The organism is Pseudomonas sp. SDO524_S393 (assembly GCF_054071875.1).
The window spans coordinates 1-22,472 of record NZ_JBSVVZ010000013.1; the positions used below are offsets into that span (position 1 = coordinate 1).

At 66.2% G+C, this 22,472-nt stretch carries 12 protein-coding genes; 5 read left to right on the forward strand and 7 right to left on the reverse strand.

Annotated features, from left to right (window positions below; translation table 11 throughout):
* Window positions 1-102 precede the first annotated feature (102 nt).
* Window positions 103-1,185, reverse strand: a complete 1,083-nt coding sequence (locus ACW9IB_RS08065) for an LLM class flavin-dependent oxidoreductase (protein WP_457413124.1) — start codon at window positions 1,183-1,185, stop codon at window positions 103-105.
* 31 nt (window positions 1,186-1,216) lie between these two features.
* The gene (locus ACW9IB_RS08070) at window positions 1,217-3,637 is read right to left on the reverse strand and encodes a TonB-dependent receptor plug domain-containing protein (RefSeq protein ID WP_457413214.1); all 2,421 of its coding nucleotides are present in this window, start codon (window positions 3,635-3,637) and stop codon (window positions 1,217-1,219) included.
* A gap of 342 nt (window positions 3,638-3,979) precedes the next feature.
* Here ACW9IB_RS08070 and ACW9IB_RS08075 point away from each other — a divergent pair, with 342 nt between their 5' ends.
* The 5 genes from ACW9IB_RS08075 to ACW9IB_RS08095 all read left to right on the forward strand — a co-directional run bounded on the left by ACW9IB_RS08075 (window position 3,980) and on the right by ACW9IB_RS08095 (window position 8,741).
* Window positions 3,980-4,843 carry an ABC transporter permease gene (locus tag ACW9IB_RS08075; RefSeq protein ID WP_457413127.1) on the forward strand — a complete coding sequence of 288 codons (864 nt, stop codon included), beginning with the start codon at window positions 3,980-3,982 and terminating at the stop codon, window positions 4,841-4,843.
* 1 nt (window position 4,844) lies between these two features.
* The gene (locus ACW9IB_RS08080; protein ID WP_457364012.1) at window positions 4,845-5,603 is read left to right on the forward strand and encodes an ABC transporter ATP-binding protein; all 759 of its coding nucleotides are present in this window, start codon (window positions 4,845-4,847) and stop codon (window positions 5,601-5,603) included.
* The gene (locus ACW9IB_RS08085; RefSeq protein WP_457364011.1) at window positions 5,596-6,573 is read left to right on the forward strand and encodes an ABC transporter substrate-binding protein; all 978 of its coding nucleotides are present in this window, start codon (window positions 5,596-5,598) and stop codon (window positions 6,571-6,573) included. Before ACW9IB_RS08080 ends, ACW9IB_RS08085 begins: the two co-directional genes overlap by 8 nt.
* A gap of 75 nt (window positions 6,574-6,648) precedes the next feature.
* Window positions 6,649-7,392, forward strand: coding sequence for a class I SAM-dependent methyltransferase (locus tag ACW9IB_RS08090; protein WP_457413128.1), 744 nt, complete (start codon window positions 6,649-6,651; stop codon window positions 7,390-7,392).
* 92 nt (window positions 7,393-7,484) lie between these two features.
* On the forward strand, window positions 7,485-8,741 hold the full coding sequence (locus tag ACW9IB_RS08095; RefSeq protein WP_457364009.1) for an MFS transporter: 1,257 nt from the start codon (window positions 7,485-7,487) through the stop codon (window positions 8,739-8,741).
* Here the strand turns inward: ACW9IB_RS08095 and ACW9IB_RS08100 are convergent.
* The 5 genes from ACW9IB_RS08100 to ACW9IB_RS08120 are packed head-to-tail and all read right to left on the reverse strand — an operon-like array spanning window position 8,738 to window position 22,451.
* On the reverse strand, window positions 8,738-9,532 hold the full coding sequence (locus tag ACW9IB_RS08100) for a thioesterase II family protein (protein ID WP_457413130.1): 795 nt from the start codon (window positions 9,530-9,532) through the stop codon (window positions 8,738-8,740). The two genes, ACW9IB_RS08095 and ACW9IB_RS08100, sit on opposite strands and share 4 nt — an antisense overlap.
* Window positions 9,522-10,604 carry a Gfo/Idh/MocA family oxidoreductase gene (locus tag ACW9IB_RS08105; protein WP_457364007.1) on the reverse strand — a complete coding sequence of 361 codons (1,083 nt, stop codon included), beginning with the start codon at window positions 10,602-10,604 and terminating at the stop codon, window positions 9,522-9,524. The genes ACW9IB_RS08100 and ACW9IB_RS08105 overlap by 11 nt, the downstream gene beginning before the upstream one ends.
* Window positions 10,601-11,695: a hypothetical protein gene (locus tag ACW9IB_RS08110; protein WP_457364006.1), complete on the reverse strand. Its 1,095-nt coding sequence runs from the start codon at window positions 11,693-11,695 to the stop codon at window positions 10,601-10,603. The genes ACW9IB_RS08105 and ACW9IB_RS08110 overlap by 4 nt, the downstream gene beginning before the upstream one ends.
* On the reverse strand, window positions 11,692-17,166 hold the full coding sequence (locus ACW9IB_RS08115) for an amino acid adenylation domain-containing protein (protein ID WP_457413131.1): 5,475 nt from the start codon (window positions 17,164-17,166) through the stop codon (window positions 11,692-11,694). Before ACW9IB_RS08115 ends, ACW9IB_RS08110 begins: the two co-directional genes overlap by 4 nt.
* The gene (locus tag ACW9IB_RS08120; RefSeq protein ID WP_457413132.1) at window positions 17,163-22,451 is read right to left on the reverse strand and encodes an amino acid adenylation domain-containing protein; all 5,289 of its coding nucleotides are present in this window, start codon (window positions 22,449-22,451) and stop codon (window positions 17,163-17,165) included. The genes ACW9IB_RS08115 and ACW9IB_RS08120 overlap by 4 nt, the downstream gene beginning before the upstream one ends.
* Window positions 22,452-22,472: the final 21 nt, after the last annotated feature.

Below are 22,472 nucleotides of genomic sequence, written 5' to 3' on the forward strand. Positions count from 1 at the left end.
CAGGGCCATCGCGCCGGGCGCTTTCTCACCAACAACAGCGCTCCAATGTGGGAGCTGGCTTGTCGGGTCGCCGCATCGCAGGCAGCCGGTTGGTGTTCCGGATCAAGCGACCTGTTTGGCCCGTTCGCGCTCTGCGATCAGTTGCCGGGTCAGGGGGATCAATCGCTTGCCGTAGTCGATGGCATCCTCGAGCGGGTCGAACCCGCGAATCAGAAATGTGGTAATCCCCAGGTCGTAGTAATCCAGCAGTGCTTCGGCCACTTGCTCGGGCGTGCCGACCAGTGACGTGGAGTTGCCCTGGGCGCCGAGCAAACCGGCAATCCCTGTCCACAAGCGCTTGTCCAGGCGTGAACCCTGCGCCGCCGCTGCGAGTAAGCGGCGTGAGCCTTCGTTTGGCGGTTCACGCCGCACGAACCCGTTCTTCTCGGCGAGTGCAGTGGCTTGTTGCAGGATCTTCTCGGCGCGTGCCCAGGCCAGTTCCTCGGTCTCGGCCAGGATCGGCCGCAACGACAGACTGAAGCGAATCGTACGCCCATGCCTGGCGGCTTCCGCACGGACCTGGGCGACGATTTCACGCACCTGCTCGTAGGTTTCGCCCCACAGCGCGTACACATCCGCATGCTTGCCGGCCACGGCGATTGCGGCCGCGGATGAACCGCCGAAGTACAGCGGAATATGCGGCTGTTGCGGCGACTTCACCGTGGAGTGCGCGCCTTCCACCTGGTAGTAGGTGCCGTCGAAATCGAAGGGCTCGTCGCGGGTCCATTCCTGGCGCACCACGCTCAGGTATTCGTCGGTGCGTGCATAGCGTTCGTCCTTGCCGATATGGCTGCCATCGGCGCGCAGCTCGCGGTCGTCGCCGCCGGTGATGATGTGCACCGCCGTGCGCCCTGCGTTGAATACGTCCAGGGTCGCGAACTGCCGCGCGGCCAGGGTTGGCTGGGCAAATCCCGGGCGATGGGCAATCAGGAATTGCAGCTTTTTCGTGACGCTGGCGGCATGGGCGGCGATCAGCGTGCTGTCCGGGCTGTTGGAATGGAAAGCCACCAGGGCACGGTCGAAACCGGCGGCTTCGTGGGCACGGGCCACGGTTTCGACGTAGTCCGGTTGCAGGGTCGGGCCGCTGCGCGGGTGAATCTCGGAAGCGTGGTGGCCGCCGATATAGCCGATGAATTCAATGCTCATGGTCAAGTCCTTTCGTTGCGGTGGGGGAGGGTCAGAAGTCATACGCCAGCTTGCTGTACCAGAAGCCGCCGCCCGGGTAGAACGGCGGGTTGCCGTACAGGTTCAGGCCCACGGCGGAGGGCACGGCGTGCTTGTCGGGGCGCACATTGAAGAGGTTGGTGCCGCCGATGCTCAGGGTGATGTTCTCCAGCAGGGTGTAGGAGATATCCAGGTCGGTGATCCATTTGGCGCCGAAGCTGCGGTCGCCGCTTTCCAGTTGCTGCAAGGTCTTGACCTTGCCGTAGCGCGTGCTTTGCAGGTTGACCGACAGGTCGTGCAGCCGCCAGTTGCCGCCCAGGATCCACTTGGTGCGCGGTTGCGCGTCGGTGAGATCGCCCTGGCGTGCACGGCCCACCCAGGTGAGGCTGCCGCCGGGGTTGGCACCCAGGCCCTGGAGCGCGGCGGGCGGTTGCTTGAGGCTGGTGATCACGGTGTCGTTGTAATTGAACGCGGCGTTCCAGCGCACCTCGCCGAAACGGCCGAAATCGGTGAAGTGATCGGCCACCACATCCACGCCACGGGTGCGGGTGTCGAAGGCGTTGGCGTAGTAGGACGTCCAGGTCGACGGGTCCACACCCAGGCCGGTAAGGATCGGCGTGAGTGCCGGCCCGTAGAGGCTTTCGGTACGGGCGATGCGGTCAGCGATTTCGATCCAGTAGGCGTCCACGGTCAGGCTGGTGCGCTTGGCCGGTTGCCAGGTCACGCCCAGGCCGTAGTTGCTTGATTTCTCCGGGTCCAGGCTGCTGGCGCCGAGGGCTTTGGCCAGGGATGAATTGACCGGCGCGATGCGCGTGACCGCCGGCACGATGGTGCCGTCCGGCGCTGCGCCGACCCGGTTATCGGTGATGCTGTAGCCGATCTGCGTCAGCGACGGCGCACGGAATCCGCTGCCGACGGTGCCGCGCACGGCCAGGGTGTCGGTCAGTTCATAACGGGAGTTGACCTTGGCGCTGACGGTATTGCCCGAGTCGTCATCGAAGTGCTCGGCCCTTGCCGCCACGTCCACGAACAGACGCTCCACCGGGGTGATGCCGAAGTCGACATAGGCCGCGTAATTGTTGCGCTTGATATTGGCCTCATCCTGCGGCGCGATCGTGGCGGCCGCCTGCGCCGCGATGGCGGCCAGTTGCCCGGCCAGCGGGTTGGGCTGGCCGTTGGGCAGCGTCGCCGGGAAGCGATAACCGCCCACCTGATAGGCCAGCGGATCGCCGGCAAACGTACTGAAACGCTCCCAGCGGTGTTCCAGGCCGGCTGACACCTGCAGCGGGAACCCAAACAGGCCGTCGAACGCACGGGTGATGTCGAGGTTGTTGACCCACTGATCGAAGCGGTAGGTCGCCAGGTCATCGAACGAGGTCGGCGAGGCCGGACCCAGGGACGGGTTGATGGTCAGGTCGCTGAACTGGTGGTTGGTGTTGCGCCCGTAGGTGGTGCTCAAGTCCCAGTCCCAGCCCGCCACCTGGCCCTTGCCGCCGAACAGGAACTGGTAGTCCTTGTCGTTGAGGTTATTGAGCGGGTAGTAGCCGTCGGGGAACAGTTCGGGGATGTTGGCGTTGCCGTTGGGGTAGCGGAAGTAGTTGTTGATCACTGCCTTGCGTTCGCCATAGGTGGCGTAGGAATACAGTTTGGTCTGCTCGTTCAGCGGCAGTTCGGCGTTGTAGCCGAGGTTGAACGCCTTGATCTGCGGGTCGCCATTCTTCACACCGACGCGGTCCCAGGTGGCGTTGCGCGGGTCGCCGGGGAAATACGCCTGGTTGGTGGCTTTCTCGTTCCAGCTGGCATCGCCGCGCCGGCGTACGTCACCAGACAAATGCAGAAAACCGCCATCGCCGAGGGCGAAGCCCACATCGCCTTCCGTCTTGGTCACTTCACCTTCACCGCTGTAGAGCTTGCCGTAGGTCACGCCCAAGTGGCCGCCTTCGGCACTGGACTTGAGGATCACGTTGATGACTCCGGCAATCGCGTCCGAGCCGTACTGCGCGGCGGCGCTGTCCTTGAGCACCTCGATGCGCTCCACGGCGCTGATGGGGATCATGTCGATGTCCACCGAGTTGGCGCCACTGCTGTCAGTGGAACCGTTGGCGGGCAGCGCGCTGTTGTGCCGACGTTTGCCGTTGACCAGCACCAAGGTGTAGGCCGGCGCCAGGCTGCGGTTCGACAGGGGACGGATGGTGGAGTTGTAGCCGGCGATGTTGGTGCCGTAGTTGAACGACGGCAGCAGTTTGGAAATGGCTTCGGTGAGGTCGGCGCGTCCGGTCTTGAGCAATTGCTCACCGGTGACCACGTCAATCGGTGCCGGGCTTTCGGCCACCGTGCGCTGGGTGCCGCGCACGCCGGTGGATATCACCGTGACTTTGTCCAGGCGTGTGTCTTCGCTGGTTTCGGCCTTCACCGAGGGGCTGCCCAAAGCCATGCCGCAGGCGGCAAGGCTGAGCAGCAGGGGGGAATGTTTGAGCGGGGCAGCAAGCATAGGGCGACTTCCGGTTCGGGCGTTGGGTAGGCGTGATTCAAGCCTCCGCCGTGTCGGGGTCGGTCTGTGGGGGTCGAAAGTAGGGGCAGGGTGGGGCGCTGTAAAATGCCGTTTTGTTCTATCCTAATTATTAAAATAACGAATCATCATTTTGACTATATATCAGTAATTCGCATTTTAAGTTCATTAGCTTATTCCTATAAAGACTTTCACTGCGGTTTTTTATGCGCTTAGCATGGGTCCGCAACGGCGCTCCTGGCCGTGTCTTTTTGAGGAAGGAAGCCGATGACCGAGAAGTCTCTGAACGCCAGTTCGTTCTCCGTTGACAAGGTAGAGGGGCAGACAGGCGCCGCCACCCAACTGTTACCGCTGTGGCTGCGCAACTGGCGCACACCGGATGTGCTGCTGCGACTGGTCAGCCCGCTGGTGCTGTTGCTGCTGTGGGAACTGGCGTCCCAGGCCGGGTTGATTCCGCAGCGCGTGATCGCCGCACCGTCGCAGATCGGCGGCACCTTGTGGGCGATGATCGTTTCGGGCGAACTGGGCCGGCACGTGTTGGTGTCGCTGCAACGGGCGCTGGTGGGCTTGAGCATCGGCGTAAGCATCGGGGTCGTAGCGGCACTGGTTACCGGCCTGTCGAAGCGGGGCGAAGTGATCCTCGACTCGCCCATGCAGATGCTGCGCACCATTCCATCCCTGGCCCTGGTGCCGCTGTTTATCCTGTGGTTCGGCATCGGTGAGTTCACCAAGATCGCGCTGATTGTCACCGGCACCACCTTCCCGGTGTACCTCAACCTGTTCGCCGGTATCCGCAACATCGACCCCAAATTGATCGAGGCCGCGAACACCCTCGGCCTCAGCCGTCGCGAGCTGATCTGGCACGTGATCCTGCCGGGGTCCTTGCCGTCGTTTTTCGTGGGCCTGCGTTATTCCCTGGGCATTTCCTGGCTGGCGCTGGTGTTTGTCGAGCAGATCAACACCACCGCCGGCATCGGCTACCTGGCCAGCGATGCGCGGGACTTCATGCGCACCGATGTGATCGTGATCTGCCTGTTGATCTACAGCGTGCTGGGCCTGTTGATCGACGGCCTGATCCGTACCCTTGAACGCTTTGCGCTGGCCTGGCGCCCATCCTTTGTGAGGAACTGACATGACGACTTTCGAAGCACCGGTGCAACTGCGCAATGTGGTGCGCCAGTTCGGCCAACAACGGGTCATCGACGGCCTGGACCTGGACATCGCGCCGGGTGAATTCGTCGCCTTGCTCGGTGCCAGCGGCTCGGGCAAGACCACACTGCTGCGCAGCCTGGCCGGGCTCGACAGCATCGACAGCGGCCAATTGCGCGTACCCCGGGCGCGGGCGGCGGTGTTTCAGGAACCGCGCCTGATGCCATGGAAGCGCGCATGGAAAAACGTGATCCTGGGCCTGCGCATTCCCGATGCCAAGGCGCGTGCCGTGCAAGCCCTGACCGAGGTCGGACTGGCCCATCGGCTGGAGGCTTACCCGGCCACGCTGTCCGGCGGTGAAGCCCAACGCGTGGCTCTGGCCCGGGGCCTGGTGCGCGAGCCCAAACTGTTGCTGCTGGACGAACCCTTCGCTGCGCTCGACGCCCTGACCCGCATCAAGATGCATCGCCTGATCATCGAACTGTGGCGCAAGCACACCCCGGCGGTGCTGTTGGTGACCCATGATGTGGACGAGGCGATTCTGCTGGCCGACCGCGTGATCGTGCTGGCCGATGGCAAGATCGCCGAGCAGTTGACCATCGATTTGCCCCGGGCGCGGGACACCGGCCAGGATGGCTTCCAGGCGATCCGCGCACGTTTGCTGAGCCTGCTGGGAGTGGAAGTGGAGGCCCCGGCGGCGCGTCCCGCCACCGTCAGCGTCAGGCGTTTTGCCCATGGTTGAGTTCAGAACGTTATTGCTGTTGGGCGCCGCGCTGTTGCTGGGCGGTTGCGACAAGCCGGCGCAAGCGCCGAAGTCTTCGACCGACTTGTCCGGCGTCACCTTGATCCTCGGCGATCAGGCCAAGGGCTTGCGCACGGTGGTGGAGGCCGCCCATGCGCTGGACGGCATCGACTACAAGGTCGAGTGGGCCAACTTCCAGGGCGCCGCGCCGCTGTTCGAAGCCCTGCGCGCCGGGGCCGTGGACCTTGGCCCGGCGGGTGATACGCCGGTATTGGCGGCAGCCACCGGTGGCACGCCATTGCGCATTGTCGCGGTGCGCCGCAGCCAGTCGCGGGGCATTGCGATTCTGGTGCCGCCGGACTCGCCGATCCGCAGCGTGGCCGACCTGAAGGGACGCAATGTGGTGGTGTCTTCGGCCCGGGGCAGTATTTCCCAATACCTGCTGATTCGCGCGCTGGCCAATGCCGGGGTGGATGAGCAGGACGTCAAGGTCGGCTTCGTGCTGCCCACCGATGCGCTGCCGGCGTTCAATGCGGGCAAGATCGAAGCGTGGGCAACGTTCGGCGTGTATCAGGCGTTCGCCGAAGAGAAGGGGGCGCGGGTGCTGATCACCGGCGAAGGCATCAACACCGGCCTGACCTTCATCACCGCATCGGACGAAGTGCTCGGCGATCCGCTCAAGCGCAAAGCCTTGAGCGATGTGTTGCAACGCTTCGCCAAGGCCTTCGACTGGGCGCAGAAGAACCCCGAGGACTATGCGCGGGTGTTCGCCCAGGTCAATGACATTCCCCTGGGCGTTTCGCAGTTGCTGCGCCAGTGGGGCGACGAAACCTTGCAGCCGGTCGAAGCGCGGGACGTGCAGGCGTTGCAGCAGGTGGATGACCTGTTCGTGGAGAAGAAAATCTTTCCCCACCGCGTCGACGTCGAGAAGCTGACGGATGCTGAGGTGTTCTCCGTCGTTGCACCTTGAGGCGTTCCCCGGGTTGAATTGGTGTTGAGAGTAGTTATCATTACGGCTCGAAAGTCAGCCAATGGGAATGCCTTCATGACCACCGCTCTGCACGCCGATCCGTATGCTTTGTCCGCCGAGTTCTACGATGTGTTGTGTGAACAACAATGGGTGCAGCGCCGGGGCCCGATTGCCCAGGCGTTGCAGGCAGTCGACCCCGAGGGCGTGATCCTCGATGTCGGCGCCGGTACCGGGCCGTGCGTGCAGGTGATCGCCGACGCCTTGCCCCAGGCACGGATCCTGGCCGTTGAACCGTCGGCGGCGATGCGCGCGGCGCTGGTGGGACGGATCATGCGCAGCAGCGACCTGCGCCGCCGCGTCACGGTGCTGGCCGGTACTCTGGATCAAGTGACCTTGCCGCCTCGTCTGTCCGCCGCCGTTATCTGCGGCACCATCGGTTACCTCGAGGCGCCCCAGCGCCGGCAACTCTGGCGGCAACTGGCCGAACGCCTGGATGCGCGCGGCATCGTCATCGTCGATGTGATGATGCTCAAGGCCCCGCAAACCGTGCCGTCGATGCAAGCCGCCAGCGCCGCCATCGGCGAGCATACCTACCACGTCGCCTTGCACGGTGAACCCGCCGGCGGTGACCTGATGCACTGGACCCTCGACTACCAGGTGCGCGCCGGCGAACAGGTGATTCGCCAGTTCCAGGCCGACCATCACTGGCACACCTTCGGTCTTGAGCAGGTGGCCGAAGAGGCTGGCGCCGCCGGCTTTGTCCTTGAGCCCCTGGGTGATGCGCTGATCCCCGCCGCGGTATTGCGCAAGCGCAGTTAATCCCGATTCGGGGGGCCGTTACGGGTTACGGGCGGCACCCTGTCGGTGTATCGGATCAGATGGACTTTTGTGGCTTGGGGCAGGGTGAACACATGCAATCGGTTGTCGAGACTTCGTCCGTGGGCCACCACCCGGTGGTCACGCGGGATTGGCGAATTGTGCTGTTGGTGGCCGGTCTGTACCTGGCCCAGGGCCTGCCGGTCGGGCTGGCGTTCCAGGCGTATCCCACGCTGTTGCGCAACATGGGGGCTTCCCTGGACCTGGTGGCCTTGACGCCCTTGGCCAGCCTGCCCTGGGTGGCCAAACTGCTCTGGGCTGCCGCGGTGGAGAACCGCTGGAGCCCGCGCCTGGGGCGGCGACGCAGCTGGATTCTGCCGTTGCAGGCCGGCTCGGTATTGACCTTGGCGGCGATGGCCTGGGTGCCCTTCGATGTGCCGAACATGGGGCTGCTGTTGGGCCTGATTGCGCTGCTGTCGTTGTTCAGTGCGACTCAGGATATCGCGGTCGATGGCCTGGCGGCGGAGCGTCTGCCCAGTGCCAGCCTGGGGCGGGTCAACACCTTCCAGGTTGCCGGGTTCATGGTAGGCATGCTGGTGGGCGGTCCGGGCACCATGCTGCTGTTCGATCACTTCGGCGCAGCGGCGGTGTTCGGCCTGCTCGCGGCCTTGGTGTTGGTGTGCAGTCTGCCGGTGCTGTTCTGGCAGGAGCCGCCCGCCGTGGCAACGACCGACAAAGCCAGCCTGCGGCACTTTTTCAAACGACGCTTTTCCGGGCGCCTCACCGCGCTGGTGATGCTGGTGACCCTGGGCGGTTCGACGTTCTTCGGCCTGGCCAAGTTGATTCTGCTGGATGCCGGCTGGTCGGTGAGCGATGTCGGCGTACTCGCCGGGGTCGGGCAGTTACTGACCATCATCGTCGGCTGCGGTTTGGCCGGTTTGTTGCTGCGCCGCTGGTCTCGCTGGGCCACCTTGCTGGCGGGCCTTGTGCTGGTCGCCAGCGCCGGTTTGCTGTGGCTGGGGCTGGTGGTGCAACCGGGCTGGTCGACGATGGGCTATGTGATCGTCGCCACACTGTCGGGCGGCCTGGGTATCGGTGTCACCAGCGTGGCGTCCTATACGCTGGCGATGCGCTTTGCCCAGTTGGGCGAGCAACCGGGGACCGATTGTTCGGTGTTCCAGGGTTTGCAGACCCTGGGGGAAATCCTGGTTTCGTCGGTGGCTATCGGCATAGCCGCCAGTTGGGGTTACAGCAGCGGCCTGGGCGTTGGCCTGCTGGCCCTGGGGCTGGCGCTCGTCATGCTCTGGCATGTGCGGCGCAGCACCCGTGGCCTTGGCCTGGACGACGCCTAAGGCATTTCCAGGGCCTGGGGGCTGCTCACTCCCAGGCAGCGGCTGACGCAACGCAACACCGCTTCACGCTGGGGTGTCAGGTAAAAATGCCCACCGTCGAAAGGGTGCAGGCGCACCCCCTCGTCAGTTTCATCGGCCCAGGCTTCTGCGTCGCCCGGGTTGAGTTCCGGGTCATCCCGCCCCAACAGCACTTCGATCGGCACATTCAGGCGCGCGCGCTGCGGGTCGGGTTGGTAGGTCTCGATCAAGCGATAGTCGTTGCGCAGGATCGGCAAGGCCATCGCCTGCAACTCCACGCACTGCTGCAACGCCGCCGGGCTGCCGCCCAGACCGGCTATGTCGGCCAGTAGTCGTTCGTCGCTCGCCAGGTGTAAACGACCGCCATGGTGCCGACCCGGCCCTTCGCGACCGGACACCATCAAGCGCGTGGGCAGGCGCAGCGATTGACGTTGCAAGGTCAGGCATAGCTCATGGGCCACTGCCGCGCCCATGCTGTGCCCGAACAGCGCGTAGGGCCGGTCGAGCCAGGCCGGCAGCACCGCCGCGAGGCCGTTGACCAGCGGGCGCATCTGATCGATCAATGGATCGTTGATACGCTCTTCGCGCCCGGGCAATTGCAGGGCGATCACCTCGATGCTCGGGGGCAGCAAGCGCGCCCAGTCGGCAAAAAAACGCGCGCCGCCACCGGCATGGGCCAGGCAGAACAGGCGCAGACGCGCGTGGGGCCTTGGTTCGAAGCGTCGAATCCAGCGTTGCTGATGGTGTTGCAGGTGCAGGATCTCATTGAGCACGGGGCAGGTTCCTTTCAGGGGCGACCCAGGCATGCATCGCCAAGGGCACCGGAGCTTCGGGGTGGATGGCTTGCGCGGGGCCCAGTACCGCGCCCAGTTGCTGCCAGGCTTTGCAGGCACTGAGCTGAAATTGCGCGAGGGCCGAATCGTTCGGGTGGCCGATGCTTGCGTGCACGCGCAACAGGGCGTGGGCGATGCTCTCGGGCCACAACTCGCTGAACACCTGGCGCAGGGTCGGCGGCTGCGGGTGGCCGATCAGGCTACTCACGGCCAGGTCCAGGGCCGGCGAGTCGCCGTCCATTTCCAGCACGCCCAGGGCATTGCGTTGCACATGAGCGCGTGGACTCCACAGTACGCTGGCGTGGGTGTCGGTCAGGCTCAGGGTGCCGCCGGTGGTGCCCAGCACGATGCGGTGCAGCAGTTGGGTGTGGTTGTCCGGGTCGCCGGGGTGCATCTGGTTCTGCACCCGCAGGTGCAACGGCACGCCCGCCAGTTCGCCGCTGATGCTGACAAACGGGCCCACCGTGGCGGCCTGCAGGTTGAACGCCCACGGACGCAACCCACCGAGTGCCTGGCCGAGCATTTCCACCAGCGGGAACAGCACATGCACGCTGCACGCGGCGTCGATATACACCGCCTCGCGCTGGCTCAGCACATGGCGGGCCGCGTCGATAAAACTGCGCACCGGCGCCAGGTCGCTGTAGAACGGGTTGAGCCGGTACAGCACGCCATGCTGGCGGGCCAGGCGCAGGCAGTCGACGACTTCATCGTGGTGTACCGGGTGTTCCTGCACCACCGAGATGCCCCGCGCCAACAGCGCCTTGGCCAGCTCGGTACCGTTGCCGCCCACCACCGCCGAGCGCACGGCGACGCACGCCAGATCCACCTCGGGCAGCTCCTCGAGGTTGCGATACAGCGGCACGTTCCAGTACCGGGCGCAGGCTTCGGAGTGTTCGCTACCACGTCCCAGGATACCCACCAGTCGGTAGTGCGCCGGCAGCCGGGCGATGCCCTGCAGGTACACATTGCCAAACGTGGTGCCGCAGACGATCACACGCAGTAGCGCGGTCATAACACGCCTTCCTCTTCGCTAGTGGCCGCTTGCGCGGCAAGGTTGACGATGCTCAGCGCCTGGCAGGCGGTGCCGGTTTGCATCGCGTCGATCACCCCGTCCGGTGCCAGGCAATCACCTGCCCAGTGCGCGCCGCGCCACGCGGGGTCGTGCAGCAGTTGCAGAACCGCGCACACCGCCACGGTGGCGCTGATGCCGTAACTGTCCTGGCTGCTCAGCACCGCGCGTTGATGCAGCGGTTGCCCGGCGCGCCAGCCGCTGAGATCGACAGTGAGGCGGTAATAGGCGCGGCGCCCGAGCAGTTGCAGCTCGGCGGCCTGGATCAATTGCTCCACCGCCTGGGGCAGGGCGCTCGGATCCTGGCTCAGGCGCTGGCACAGGCTGGCGATCAGTGCGGGCACCGTCGCCTGGTCGAACACGTTGTGAAAACTGGCGTGGGGCACCCCCAGGGTACCGGCCAGGCGCTGCAGTTCATCAGTGAGGTAGGCACTGCGAAACACCGGTTCGGGGAAACCGGCCAGGCGCTGCGCCTGTTGTTCCACGGGCAGCGCCTGCACGCGGCCGTCCAGCCACTGGGCGTTTGGCGTACCAAAGCCGCCCAGGGCGCTCAGCAACACATCGGCGCCACCGGCGCTGCTGCAATGCTCACGGCCGCCGGCATGGATGTGCAAACGGGTCACCCGGTCAAAGCCGCGCCCGGCCAGCCAGCGTGGCAGCAGCGCCGTGAGGCCGGGAAACACCCCGGCGCCGATGATCGACGGCTGCCGTGCGTCGTGCAGTGCCGCAAGCAGCGCGGCATTGCCGAAGGCATCGACATACCCGGCGCCGGCGGCATGGGCTGCTCGGGCGACGCGATCCCCTACACGCCAGGACGGCCCCGCGCAATTGAGTACCACCTGGCAGCCGTTGCAGAAGTCCGCCAGGGCTGGAGCATCAAACAGGTCCAGCACCTGCCCATCGACGCCTTCCGGCCAGACCCGCGACTGGCGTTGGCCGGCCCGTATGCGTACGGCCTGTGGCAGCAACTGCGCCAGTGCCGCACCGCCCACGGCCCCGCCGGCGCCGATCAGTCCGATCAAGGGCCGGCTCATGCGTGCACCTGCGCGCCCAGCAGGGCGGGCAGCCATTGGCTGACATGGGGCGTGTGCATGCACGACACATGGTCGCCGCTGATGCTGTGCAGGCTGATGTTGCCCAGGGCCAGGTCATTCCAGAAACCGCGCATGTCACCTTGCAAACCGGGCAGGAAGTGCAGGGTTTCGTCGTCCAGCAGGATGCGCAGGTCGCCGGTGAATGGCGCCGGTTGATAGCGCGCTACCGCGTTGAGGCTGTGGCGGAACACGCGGAACAACGCCTGCACCTGCTCGGCCGGCATCGGATCGGCCTGGCTCCGCACCTGGGCCGCGAGCGCTTGCAGGCGCTGGTCGCTGGGTTGCTGCGCCAGTTGGCGGTAGCTGGCGGCGATGGGCGCCCATTCGCCGTCCAGCTGTTGCAGGCAGTCCGCCGGCAACTGCCGGCCATGACGCTCGATCAGATGGGCCAGCGCGCGGTGCAGGCCAGCGTCATCGACGGCATGTCCGGCGGCGTGGATGTCGGCACCCAGCAGGCGGCCAAAGGCTCGTTCCAGCAACAGCTCGTCGGCGATTTCGTAGCGGAAGCGATCACTGCTGATGATGCTTACCGTGCCTACATCGGCTCCGGCTTCCAGCAGGCAGCGCGCGACTTCGGTGGCCAGCAGGCCGCCCATGCAATACCCCACCAGCTCGAAGCGCATCGCGCCATGGGCCAGCAAGTGCCCGGCATAGTGTGCGCCCAGCTGCTCGATCAATTGCTCGGCATCCAGCGCAAGATACGCACGCTCATCCAGCAGGCTCAACCCGAGGATCGCGCCCTGGCGCTGGGGCGCGTTGCGCAGTGCAGCGAGCACGCCACGGTAAGGCGCGAGGGTGCCGCTGCCGTCGTGCAACAACACGTGCACGGTGCGACATGCCGGGTCGCGCGCCGGGGCCAGTACGCTCAGCGGTGATGCACCGGTGTGGGCTTCGGTGGACGCTTGCACCGAGGTGTCCTGCAAGCGTGCCGCGATGGCCTTGATCGTCGGCTCGCGGAGCATTTCCCGCAACAGGCGATCCCATTCCCAGTCCGCCGTTTCAGGCAGTTGCTCGCGCATCTTCGCGACGACCTGTGCCACCAGCAGCGAGTCGCCGCCGGCGGCGAAAAAGTCCTGGTCACGGGCCAGTTCGGTGCAGCCCAGGGCCTGGCTCCACAGCTGGGCAATACGCCGTTCCAGCTCGGTTTGCGGGGCTTCACCGCTGTCCATCAAGTGACTGCCTTGAGCGTACAGGCGCTCAGCCAGGCGGGCGCGGTCGACTTTGCCGTTGGCCGACAGCGGCAATCGCTCCAGCACCTGCAACTGACTGGGCAGCATGTACGCGGGCAGGCGCTGTTGCAGGTAGTCGTGCAACTGCTCGCTGCCCAGCGCCACGCGACGTGCAGGGAAGCGCGTGACAAAGGTGGTCTGGCCGGCGCAGTCGAGCACGTCATGGGCTTCGGGCCAGGCCGCCACCAGTTCGGCACCGGCATCGCTGAACAGCGTTTGCCACTGGGCGCGGCTGATAAAGGTCTGGTCGCTGCCGGCGCGCAGGTCGGTAAACCCGTCCAGGCCTTCCTTGAACTCCATGGAGGTCAGCAGCGAGAGGATTTCCCGCGTGGCCTCCATCACCACCAGGTGCCCACCCGGTGCCGCCAGTTCCCGCAGGTTGTTCAGCACCGTGGGCGCATGACGAGCGTTGTGCAGCACGTTGGCGCAGACGATCAGGTCCCAACTGCCGGCATTCAAACCCTGGGTCAGTGCATCGCGGTTGATGTCGAACAAGCCGTAGCGCACCCACGGACGGTCGGCGAAATGCTCGCGCGCCTCGTTGATGAAGAACGTCGAGACATCGGTGAACAGGTAGTCCACCGCAAAGCCGTCCAGCGCCGGGATCAGGTCACGGCTGGTACCGCCCACCCCGGCACCGATCTCCAATACACGCAGCGGCTGGCCGAGGGCCGCGCGTTCGCGGGCGATCTGTCGGGCGCTGGCGCAGATCACCTGGTTCATGCAGCGCATCAGCAGGTTTTGGTTATAGGCCGCCAGCGCGGTGTCCATGCTGCCCTGGGGGAACAGCAGCGCCAGTGGATCGACCTCGCCGCTGAGCAACTGCGGTAGGCATGCGCTGGACTGTTGCAGGTAACGCAGCAGTTCAGCGCCGTAGTTCAGGCGTTGCTCCAGGGTGGTCATCGCCTGCCAGCACTGCGCGCTTTGCTCGGGGCCCGGGGCTTCGCCCAGGCGGTAGTGGTCGGCCTCGTGCAGCAGCCAGCCCTCATGAACCAGCGCTTTCAGCCAACGCCGCATCAAGCGTTGATGGGCCAAGGCGACGCGGCATTGCTGCTGCACCTCGGCCACACTGTGGCGCGCCTGAGCGTCGCGGAACAGGCCGGCATCGCGCAGGGTCTTGAGGATGTCGAGCAGGGCGATGCGGTTGGCCATCGCCACCCACTCGGCGAACAGCGAGCGGTCGAGGTTTGCCGTGGCGTCGGCCCCGCACGCCAGGACACAGTCGGCCAGCGGCGCGGTGCGGGTGTCGGCGTGCTGGTGACGGGCTTCGACAAAGGCCGCCAGACGCCGCTCCATCGGGTTGTCGCCGCTGAGCAGCACCACGCCGTGGGCCACGTCCGGGTGCTCGTTGAGCAGACTTTCGATTTCGCTCAGTTCGATACGGTGACCGCGCAGCTTCACCTGGGTGTCTTCGCGGCCAAGGAACTCGATCTGTCCGTCGGCGCGGTAACGTCCGAAGTCGCCGGTGCGGTACAGCCGCGCGCCACTGTGCGGGTGCCGGATAAAGCGCTGGGCGGTGCGTTCGGGATCATTGAGATAACCCTCTGCCAGGCCCACGCCGCCGATGTACAGCTCCCCGGCCACGCCGTCGGGACGGTCCTGGAAGTGTTCGTCCAGCACATGGAATTGCTGGTTGGCCAGTGGCGCGCCGTAGGGAATGCTGCGGGCGTTGGCCGGCACCTCGCCGATCTCATGGCCGATGGACCAGATCGCCGCCTCGGTGGCGCCACCCAGGCTGACCAGGCGCAGCCCCGGGCAGTGCGCCTTGATCGCAGCGGGCAGGGTGACGGCGATCCAGTCCCCGGACAGCAGCGCCGTACGCAGGCACTTGGCCGCGGCATACGGCTCGGCATCGAAGTAGCTGCACAGCATCTGCATCTGTGCCGGTACCGAGTTCCACAGGCTGACCTGATGCAAGTTGATCAACCCGGCCCAGTGCGCCGGATCGCTGCGTTGAGCCGGGTCCGGCAGCACCAGTGCGGCACCGGCGAGGAAGGTGCCGAACAGGTCGTACACCGACAGGTCGAAGCCCAGGCTGGCCAACCCCAACACCCGGTCGCAGGCGCCGAGTGCCACGCGCTGGTTGATGTCCAGCAGGGTATTGAAAGTCGCGCGATGGCTCATCATTACGCCTTTGGGCCGTCCGGTGGTGCCCGAGGTGTAGATCACATAGGCCAGGCTGGCCGGGTCGGTGGCGACCCGTGGCAATTGCTCGAACGGCAGCGGCGCCAGGCGCTCGACGGCGATCAGCTTTACCGTATTCGACCAACTGCGGTGTTCGGCCTGGGCGCTGTCGGTGAGCACATGATGGATGCGCGCGTCGTCGAGGATCGCGTCCCGGCGCGCGTCCGGCTGGGCGCTGTCAATGGGCACGTACACCGCACCGCGCAACAGCGTGCCGAGTACGGCTGCGACTTGGTCCACGCCCTTGTCCAGGGTGATTGCCACCTTGGCACCCGCTGCACAGCCTTCGCGGTGCAGGGCCTGCGCGACCGCATTGGCGCGCTCGGCGAGTTGCCGGTAGCTGAACGCGCCCTCGTGGCTGATCAAAGCGATGGCCTCGGGAGTGCGTTGCAGGCTGTCGATAAAGCCGTCATGCAGGCAGCCTTGGGGCCAGTCGACCTGGGTGGCGTTGCTGCGCACACGGCGCTCGGCCATGTCCACGGGCAACTGCGACGGGGTGGACGCCTGCCAGTCGGTCGCCGCTGCGGCCAACTGGCGCAGCAGCGTGACGAAACTGGCAAATGCCGCTTCGATCAGGCCTTCGGGAAACACGCCGCTGCGCACATCCCAGTTCACCTGCAAGCCTTGCGGGCCTTCGCTGACCTGGCAGTCGAGCCATACTTGCGGGGTCTGGGTGATGCCGTAGCCCAGGGTGGCGCCGCGCATGAACGGCCTGACGCTACCCACCCCCAGGGTGCTGGTGAACACCACCGGCATCAGGCTGCGACCGTGCACGCGGGCGCGTTCGCGCAGCACCTCGATGCCGGAGAAGGCATCGTGTTCCAGGTCTTGCCAGAGTTGTTCCTGCAACGCCGCGGCGCGCTGCTGGAAGTGGCTGTCCGGCGGGGGTTGCACGGCCAGTACGTTGACCGCGGTGAAGTCGCCCAGCACCTTGTCGATATCGGCGTGCAGCGCCGGACGCTTGAGCACGGTAACGCTGAGGCTGAAGGCAGAGCGGCGCGACCAGCGCCCGAGGGTTTCGGCGAACGCCGCCAGCACCGCCGCCGAAGGGGTGAGGCGTTGTTGCGCGGCATGGGTACAGAACTGCTGCCACAACGCGGGCGACAGGCCGTTGGCGTGGCGTTCGAAGCGCGGCGTGGCGCCGGTCCGGGGTTCCAGGGTCGGCAGTTCGGGCGCTGGCGGCAACTGGTCCAGGCGCTTCAGCCAATAATCCCGGTCGCGGCTGTGGCGCGCCTGGGCGGCGGGGGTGTCCCGGGCCGCGCGTTCGGCGAGCAGAGCGTCGCGGAAGGTCAGTCCGAGGGGCGGCAAGGGCTGTTCAGGGGCGTGATAGAGCTGGTCCAGCTCTGCCAGCAGACACTGGATGCTGACAAAGTCGGCCACCAGCAGGTCGATGGACAGGTGCAGGCGGCTGCCGTTGGCGCGCTGGCTCAGGCGCAGTTCATACAACGGCCAGGCGTCGGCGCCGTACACGCGATGGGCCAGGTCGTCACGGGTCGCCAGCAAGGCTTGTTGCTCGGCCTCAAAGGGCAGCTCGCGCAAGTCCTGGCTGAGCAGCACCGGCAGTTGCACCTCCGGCAGCACGCACTGATGCCCGGCCTGGGCGATCACCGCGCGCAGCATCGGGTGGCGCTGGATCAACTGGTGCCAGGCGCGTTCCAGCCGCTGCGGGTCGAGGGCCGGGCCGTCGAGTTCCACGTAGCCGTGGCAACCCACGCCGCCGTAGTCATAGGCATCGCTGCGGCCCACCAGATAGGCGGCCTGCACATCGGTCAGGGCGAAGGGCTGGAACTGATTCGCGGGGTCGGCGACTACCGTCGGTTGCTGCGGGCTGAACCACTGCAACAGCTGCTCCTTGTGCTCGCGCAGGCGTTGCTTGAGTGCCTCGTCCAGGGCGCCGGCCGGTGCGCGAAAACGCAGTTGGCCGTCTTCGGCCCACAGGCGGATACCCAGGGCTTCGCATTCGGCGAGAAATTGCGACAGGTTCAATGGGGAATTCATAAGGTGCCTTCCTCGAAATGCTCGGCGTGGTGTTCGGTGTGGCTGCCCAGGTAGTCGCACAGGGCGGCGATGCTCGGATGAGCGAAGAGTTCGCGCAGGCTCAGGGGGGCCTGGCACAGGTGTCGGCGCTTGAGGATTTCCACCAGGCGCGTGGCACTCAGGCTGTCGCCCCCCAGCAGGAAAAAATCACTGTGACGCCCGGGGATCGGGCGTTGCAGCACCTCGGTCCAGGCTTCGATCATGGCGTTTTCCAGGGCGCCCTGCGGCGCATCGCTGTGTTCGGCGGCACAGTCCAGCAGCCGTTGGCGCACCGCAGTGCGATCGGCCTTGCCATTCGCGCTCAGGGGCAACGCATCCAGAATGTGCAGGCTGGCCGGCACCATGTAGTCCGGCAGGCGCTGGCGCAGGTGTCGGCGCAGCACGTCCAGCGAGACTTCGGCGTCCACCACCACGGCGGCGGCCAGGCTGGGCGGGCTGCCCAGGGTCACGCTCAGCGCCTGGCGTACCTGGGGGCAGTCGAGCAGGGCGTTGTCGATTTCTCCCAGCTCAATGCGATGGCCGCGCACCTTGACTTGTTGGTCGCGGCGGCCCAGGAACTCCAGGCAGCCATCCGGCCAATAGCGCCCCATGTCGCCGGTGCGGTACCAGCGCTGGCCGTCGCGCTCGACGAAACGCTCGGCGCTCAATTCGGGCGCGCCGCGATAGCCCATGGCGACGCCGCGCCCGCCGATCCACAGCTCGCCGGTGACCCAGTCCGGGCAGTCGCGCTCCTGGGTGTCCACCACGCGATAACACTGGTTGCCCAGCGGACGGCCGTAGGGAATCGATTGCCACTGTGCGGGCAGCGGCAGGCTCACCGGCTGGTAGTTGGACCAGATTGCCGCTTCCGTGGCGCCACCCATGGCGATCAAACGACAGCGGCCCTGACTGGCCGCGTGCAGGCGTGCGGGCAGGTCGAGCCCGATCCAGTCACCGGATAGCCACGCCTGACGCAGCGGCAGGTGGTCGGCCACGGTGAGCAGCATGTCCAGCAGCATCGGCACCGAGTTCCACAGCGTCACCCGGTGTTGCTGGATCAACTGGTGCCAGGCCACGGCATCCCGGCGTTGTTCTTCCTCCAGCAGCACCACGCTGCCGCCTGCCGCCAGTACACCAAAGAGGTCGTACACCGAGAGGTCGAAGTCCAGCGCGGACACGGCCAGCAGACGGTCGTCAGCCTGGATGCCGAAGCGCTGGTTAAGGTCGTCCAGGGTGTTGCAGGCGGCGCGATGGCTGATTTGTACGCCCTTGGGTTCGCCGGTGGAGCCGGAGGTGAAAATCACATAGGCCGGGCTGTCGACCGAGGTGGCGAGCGGCGCCGCCAACGGCTGGCCGTGCAGCGCGAACGCCAGCCGTTCGGCGTCCAGCGTCAGACAAGTCCCTGCGCGCTGCTCGATGCGTTGGCGGCGCTCCAGGGGTTGACGCACGCCCATCGGCACATAACAGGCACCCGCGGCGAGTACGCCGAACAGGGCGATCACTGCGTCGGCCCCCCGAGGCAGGTGCACGCCCACGGCGTCCTCCGGTTGCACGCCCTGGGCCTGCAACCAGGCAGCTACGCGCAAGGCGCCATCGCGCAACTGGCCATAGCTCACGCGCTGCTCGCCGTCGATCAAGGCCAGGCGCTGCGGGTCGATGGCGAAGGGCGCGTCGAGCAGATTGCGTGGCGCGATCTCGACAGCGCTGGCATTGGCCTGGATGCGCACCCGGGTCTGATCGCCAGGCAGCGGCAGGTGCAGTGGTGCGTGCCAGTCAGCCTCGATCAGCCCCAGCAACGCGTGGGTGTAGCTGGCAAACGCGGCGTCCAGCAAACCGTCGGGGAATAGCGCGTCGACCGCGTCCCAGCACAGCACCAGCGCCCCGCGATGCTCATAAAGTTGGTGATCGAGCCACACCTGCGGAGTTTCCGACAGGCCACCGGCGACGAGATCGGGGAAGCCGACCGGCAGGTCTTGCAGCAGGTCATCCGCCAGCCCCAGGGTGCTGGTGAACACCACCGGCAGCGCCGCGGCCTGGGGGCCGACCCGGCGCGCCCGTTCGCGTTGCACCCAGATGGACGAGCATGCGGCGTGTTGCAGTACATCCGCCACTTGGGCCTGCACCGCCTGGGCTTCGTCGAGGAAACTGCTCCGGACCTGCGGGTAGACACTCACCGGCGCGAGCGAGGTGAAATCCCCCAGCACCCGGCCGATATGCGGATGGATGTCCTGGCGGTCGAACAGGGTCAGGTTGAGGGTGTGAGGCTGGCCGTCGCTGAAGCGCGCGAGGGTTTGCGCGTAGACGCTGAGCAACAGCACCGACGCCGTAATGCCGGACTCCCGCGCACGCTGGCGCAAGGCTTGCCACTGAGCGGCGGGCAGGCGGAACTCACGACGGCTGAAGTGCACGTCGCTCAGCTCCTGCGGCGCGGTGCGCAGCGGCAATGCAGGTGGGCCGGGCAGATCGTCGAGGCGCGCCTGCCAGTAGGCCTGGGCTTGCTGGACGCTGGCCGGGTCTGGTTGCACTTGCAGCACATAATCGCGAAACGACAGGTCGATGGCCGGCAACGGGCTGTCGGGCCGGGTGTAGATCAATGCCAGTTCCGCCAGCAGGCGCTTGATGCTCAAGCCATCCAGGGTCAGGTAATCGAAGAACAAGCCGACGCGGCAGCGGCCCTCGCCATAGCCCACGGTGTGCACCTCGTACATCGGCCACTGGCTGCGCTGGCGCGGACGCTCGGCCCAGCACTGCGCCAGGCAGTCGTGTGCGGCGTTGGCGGTGTCGACGTGATGCTGTTGCACGTGCATTGGCGCGACGCTGGCGAGGATCACTTGCTGGTGATCGCCGAGCAACTCGGCGCGGAGCATTTCGTGTCGCTGGATCAGCCGGTCCCAGGCCCGTTCGAAACGCGGGATGTCCAGCGCTTCGCCGTCCAGTTCGACCAGATAGGTAGTACCGCAGGACAGCGGCAGGCCCTGGCTTTGGCCATTCCAGTAGGCTTGCTGTACTTCGGTCAGCGGGAACGGTTGGTGACGCTGGTCCGGATCGGCCAGCAGGCGTTGTTCGGTGTGCACATCCGGTGCTTGCAACTGCGCGACGAATTCCGCCAGGCACGGCGTGGCGAACAGTTGCCGCAGGCTCTGGGCATTCGCCAGGCCGGCGCGGCGCAGACGTGCGCTGCACTGGGTGGCGAGCAGACTGTCGCCGCCGAGGCGGAAGAAATCGCTCTGGCGATACACCTGGGCGCCCGGCAGCAACTCGCGCCAGATCGCTGCCACCTGTTCCTCGCGTTCACCGCAGGGCGCTTCATTGGCGACCGCCTGTTGCGGACCGGTTTGGGCGGCCAGTTCCATCAGGGCGTTGCGGTCGAGTTTGCCGTTGGCGCTCAGGGGCAAGGTGTCGAGCAGCAGCCATTGGCTGGGCAGCATGTAGTCCGGCAGGTGCGTGCTCAACTGCTGACGCAGGGCGTCGGTGCACAGCGAACCTTCGCTGGGGACCACCGCCGCCACCAAGTGCAACGGCGTGCCCACCGCCAGGGAGACGGCCTGGCGCACCTGGGGTTGCAGGAGCAGGGCGTTGTCGATTTCGCCCAGCTCGATGCGATGGCCACGTACCTTTACCTGGTGGTCGCGACGGCCCAGAAATTCCAGACGGCCATCCGGCCAGTAGCGGCCCAGATCGCCGGTGCGGTACCAGCGTGCTCCCTGATGCTCGACGAAGCGTTCCGCGCTCAGTTGTGGCGCGCCCCGGTAGCCATCGGCGACTCCAGCGCCGCCGATCCACAACTCGCCGGCCAGCCAGTCCGGGCAGTCGCGACCCAGGCTGTCGACCACGCGATAGTACTGATTGCCCAGCGGCGTACCGTAGGGGATCGAACGCCAGTGTGCCGGTAGCGGCAGCTCGACGGGTTGGAAGTTGGACCAGATAGCTGCCTCGGTGGCGCCGCCCATGGCGATCAAGCGGCAATGACCTTGGCTGGCGGCATGCAGCCGAGCAGGCAGGTCGAGGCCGATCCAGTCGCCGGACAGCCAGGCCATGCGCAAGGGCAAGCGTTCGGCCACGATGAGCAGCATGTCCAGCAACAGCGGTACCGAGTTCCACAGTGTCACCTGATGCTGCTTGATCAGGCGGTTCCACGCGCTGGCATCGCGGCGTTGGCTGTCTTCCAGCAGCACCACGCTGCCGCCCACGGCCAGCACGCCGAAGAGGTCATACACGGAGAGGTCGAAGTCCAGCGCAGAGACCGCCAGTAGGCGGTCGTCAGCACCAATGGCGAAGCGCTGGTTGAGGTCATCCAGGGTATTGCAGGCCGCGCGATGGCTGATCTGCACGCCCTTGGGCTCACCGGTGGAACCGGAGGTGAAAATCACATAGGCCGGGCTGTCGGAGCGCACTGCCACGGGGGCGGACAGCGGTTCGAAGGTCAGGGCGTTGTCCAGCCAGGCCGGCTCGATCAGCGTGCGAATGCCGGCGCGTTGGCAGATGCGTTCACGGCGCGCCTGGGGTTGGTCGGGGCTGATGGGTACGTAGCAGGCGCCCGCCGCCAGCACGCCATACAACGCCAGCACCGCGCGGTGGCCACGGGGCAGGCAGACGCCTACCGCGTCACCCGGCTGAACGCCCTGTTCCAGCAAGGCGGCGGCAATGCGCAGGGCACCTTGTTGCAGGCGTGCGTAGCTGATGCGCTGGTCGCCGTCGATCAGCGCCAGGCGTTCGCCTGGCACGGCGAATGGGGCCTGGTACAGGGTGCGCGGTGCAACCGGCAGGTCGGTGGCGTTGACCTGCGCGCGTGTACGCTGTTGCGCCTCCGGCAGGTGGGCCAGTGCCGGAGCGTCCCAGGTCGCATCATGCTGCAGGTCGTGGAGCAGCGCGAGGTAGGCACCGAACATACTGTCCAGAAGGCCTTCGGGGAACAGCGCGTCCTGGGCATCCCAGGCCAGCAGCAGGCCGCCGTCTTCTTCGTAGACCTGATGATCGAGCCACACCTGCGGCGTCTGGGAAATCATATGGCTGAGGGTGCCGAGGGTGTGTGCTGCCTCGGGGCCGAGCAGTGGCGTCCCCAGGTTGCAGGCGAACACCACCGGGGAAAAACTGCGCTGACCGGCGCCGCGCTGAGCCAGGTCGCGTTGCACCTGCACGCCGGAATACTCGGCATGTGCCATGTCGCGGTGGAACTGCGCCTGCACGTTCGACAGTTGCGTGGCGAGGCTGGCGGGTTGGCGCAGGTCGACTTCGAGCAAAAGCAGGTTGGTGAAGTCGGCGACCACCTGGTCCAGCCCTGGCGATCG

Bases quoted from the DNA above. Each gene is read 5' to 3' on its own strand.
- ACW9IB_RS08110 (WP_457364006.1), bottom strand. From the start codon at position 11,695: ATGAGCCGGCCCTTGATCGGACTGATCGGCGCCGGCGGGGCCGTGGGC.
- ACW9IB_RS08105 (WP_457364007.1), bottom strand. From the start codon at position 10,604: ATGACCGCGCTACTGCGTGTGATCGTCTGCGGCACCACGTTTGGCAAT.
- ACW9IB_RS08095 (WP_457364009.1), top strand. From the start codon at position 7,485: ATGCAATCGGTTGTCGAGACTTCGTCCGTGGGCCACCACCCGGTGGTC.
- ACW9IB_RS08070 (WP_457413214.1), bottom strand. From the start codon at position 3,637: ATGGCTTTGGGCAGCCCCTCGGTGAAGGCCGAAACCAGCGAAGACACA.
- ACW9IB_RS08090 (WP_457413128.1), top strand. From the start codon at position 6,649: ATGACCACCGCTCTGCACGCCGATCCGTATGCTTTGTCCGCCGAGTTC.
- ACW9IB_RS08065 (WP_457413124.1), bottom strand. From the start codon at position 1,185: ATGAGCATTGAATTCATCGGCTATATCGGCGGCCACCACGCTTCCGAG.
- ACW9IB_RS08075 (WP_457413127.1), top strand. From the start codon at position 3,980: ATGACCGAGAAGTCTCTGAACGCCAGTTCGTTCTCCGTTGACAAGGTA.
- ACW9IB_RS08080 (WP_457364012.1), top strand. From the start codon at position 4,845: ATGACGACTTTCGAAGCACCGGTGCAACTGCGCAATGTGGTGCGCCAG.
- ACW9IB_RS08085 (WP_457364011.1), top strand. From the start codon at position 5,596: ATGGTTGAGTTCAGAACGTTATTGCTGTTGGGCGCCGCGCTGTTGCTG.
- ACW9IB_RS08115 (WP_457413131.1), bottom strand. From the start codon at position 17,166: ATGAATTCCCCATTGAACCTGTCGCAATTTCTCGCCGAATGCGAAGCC.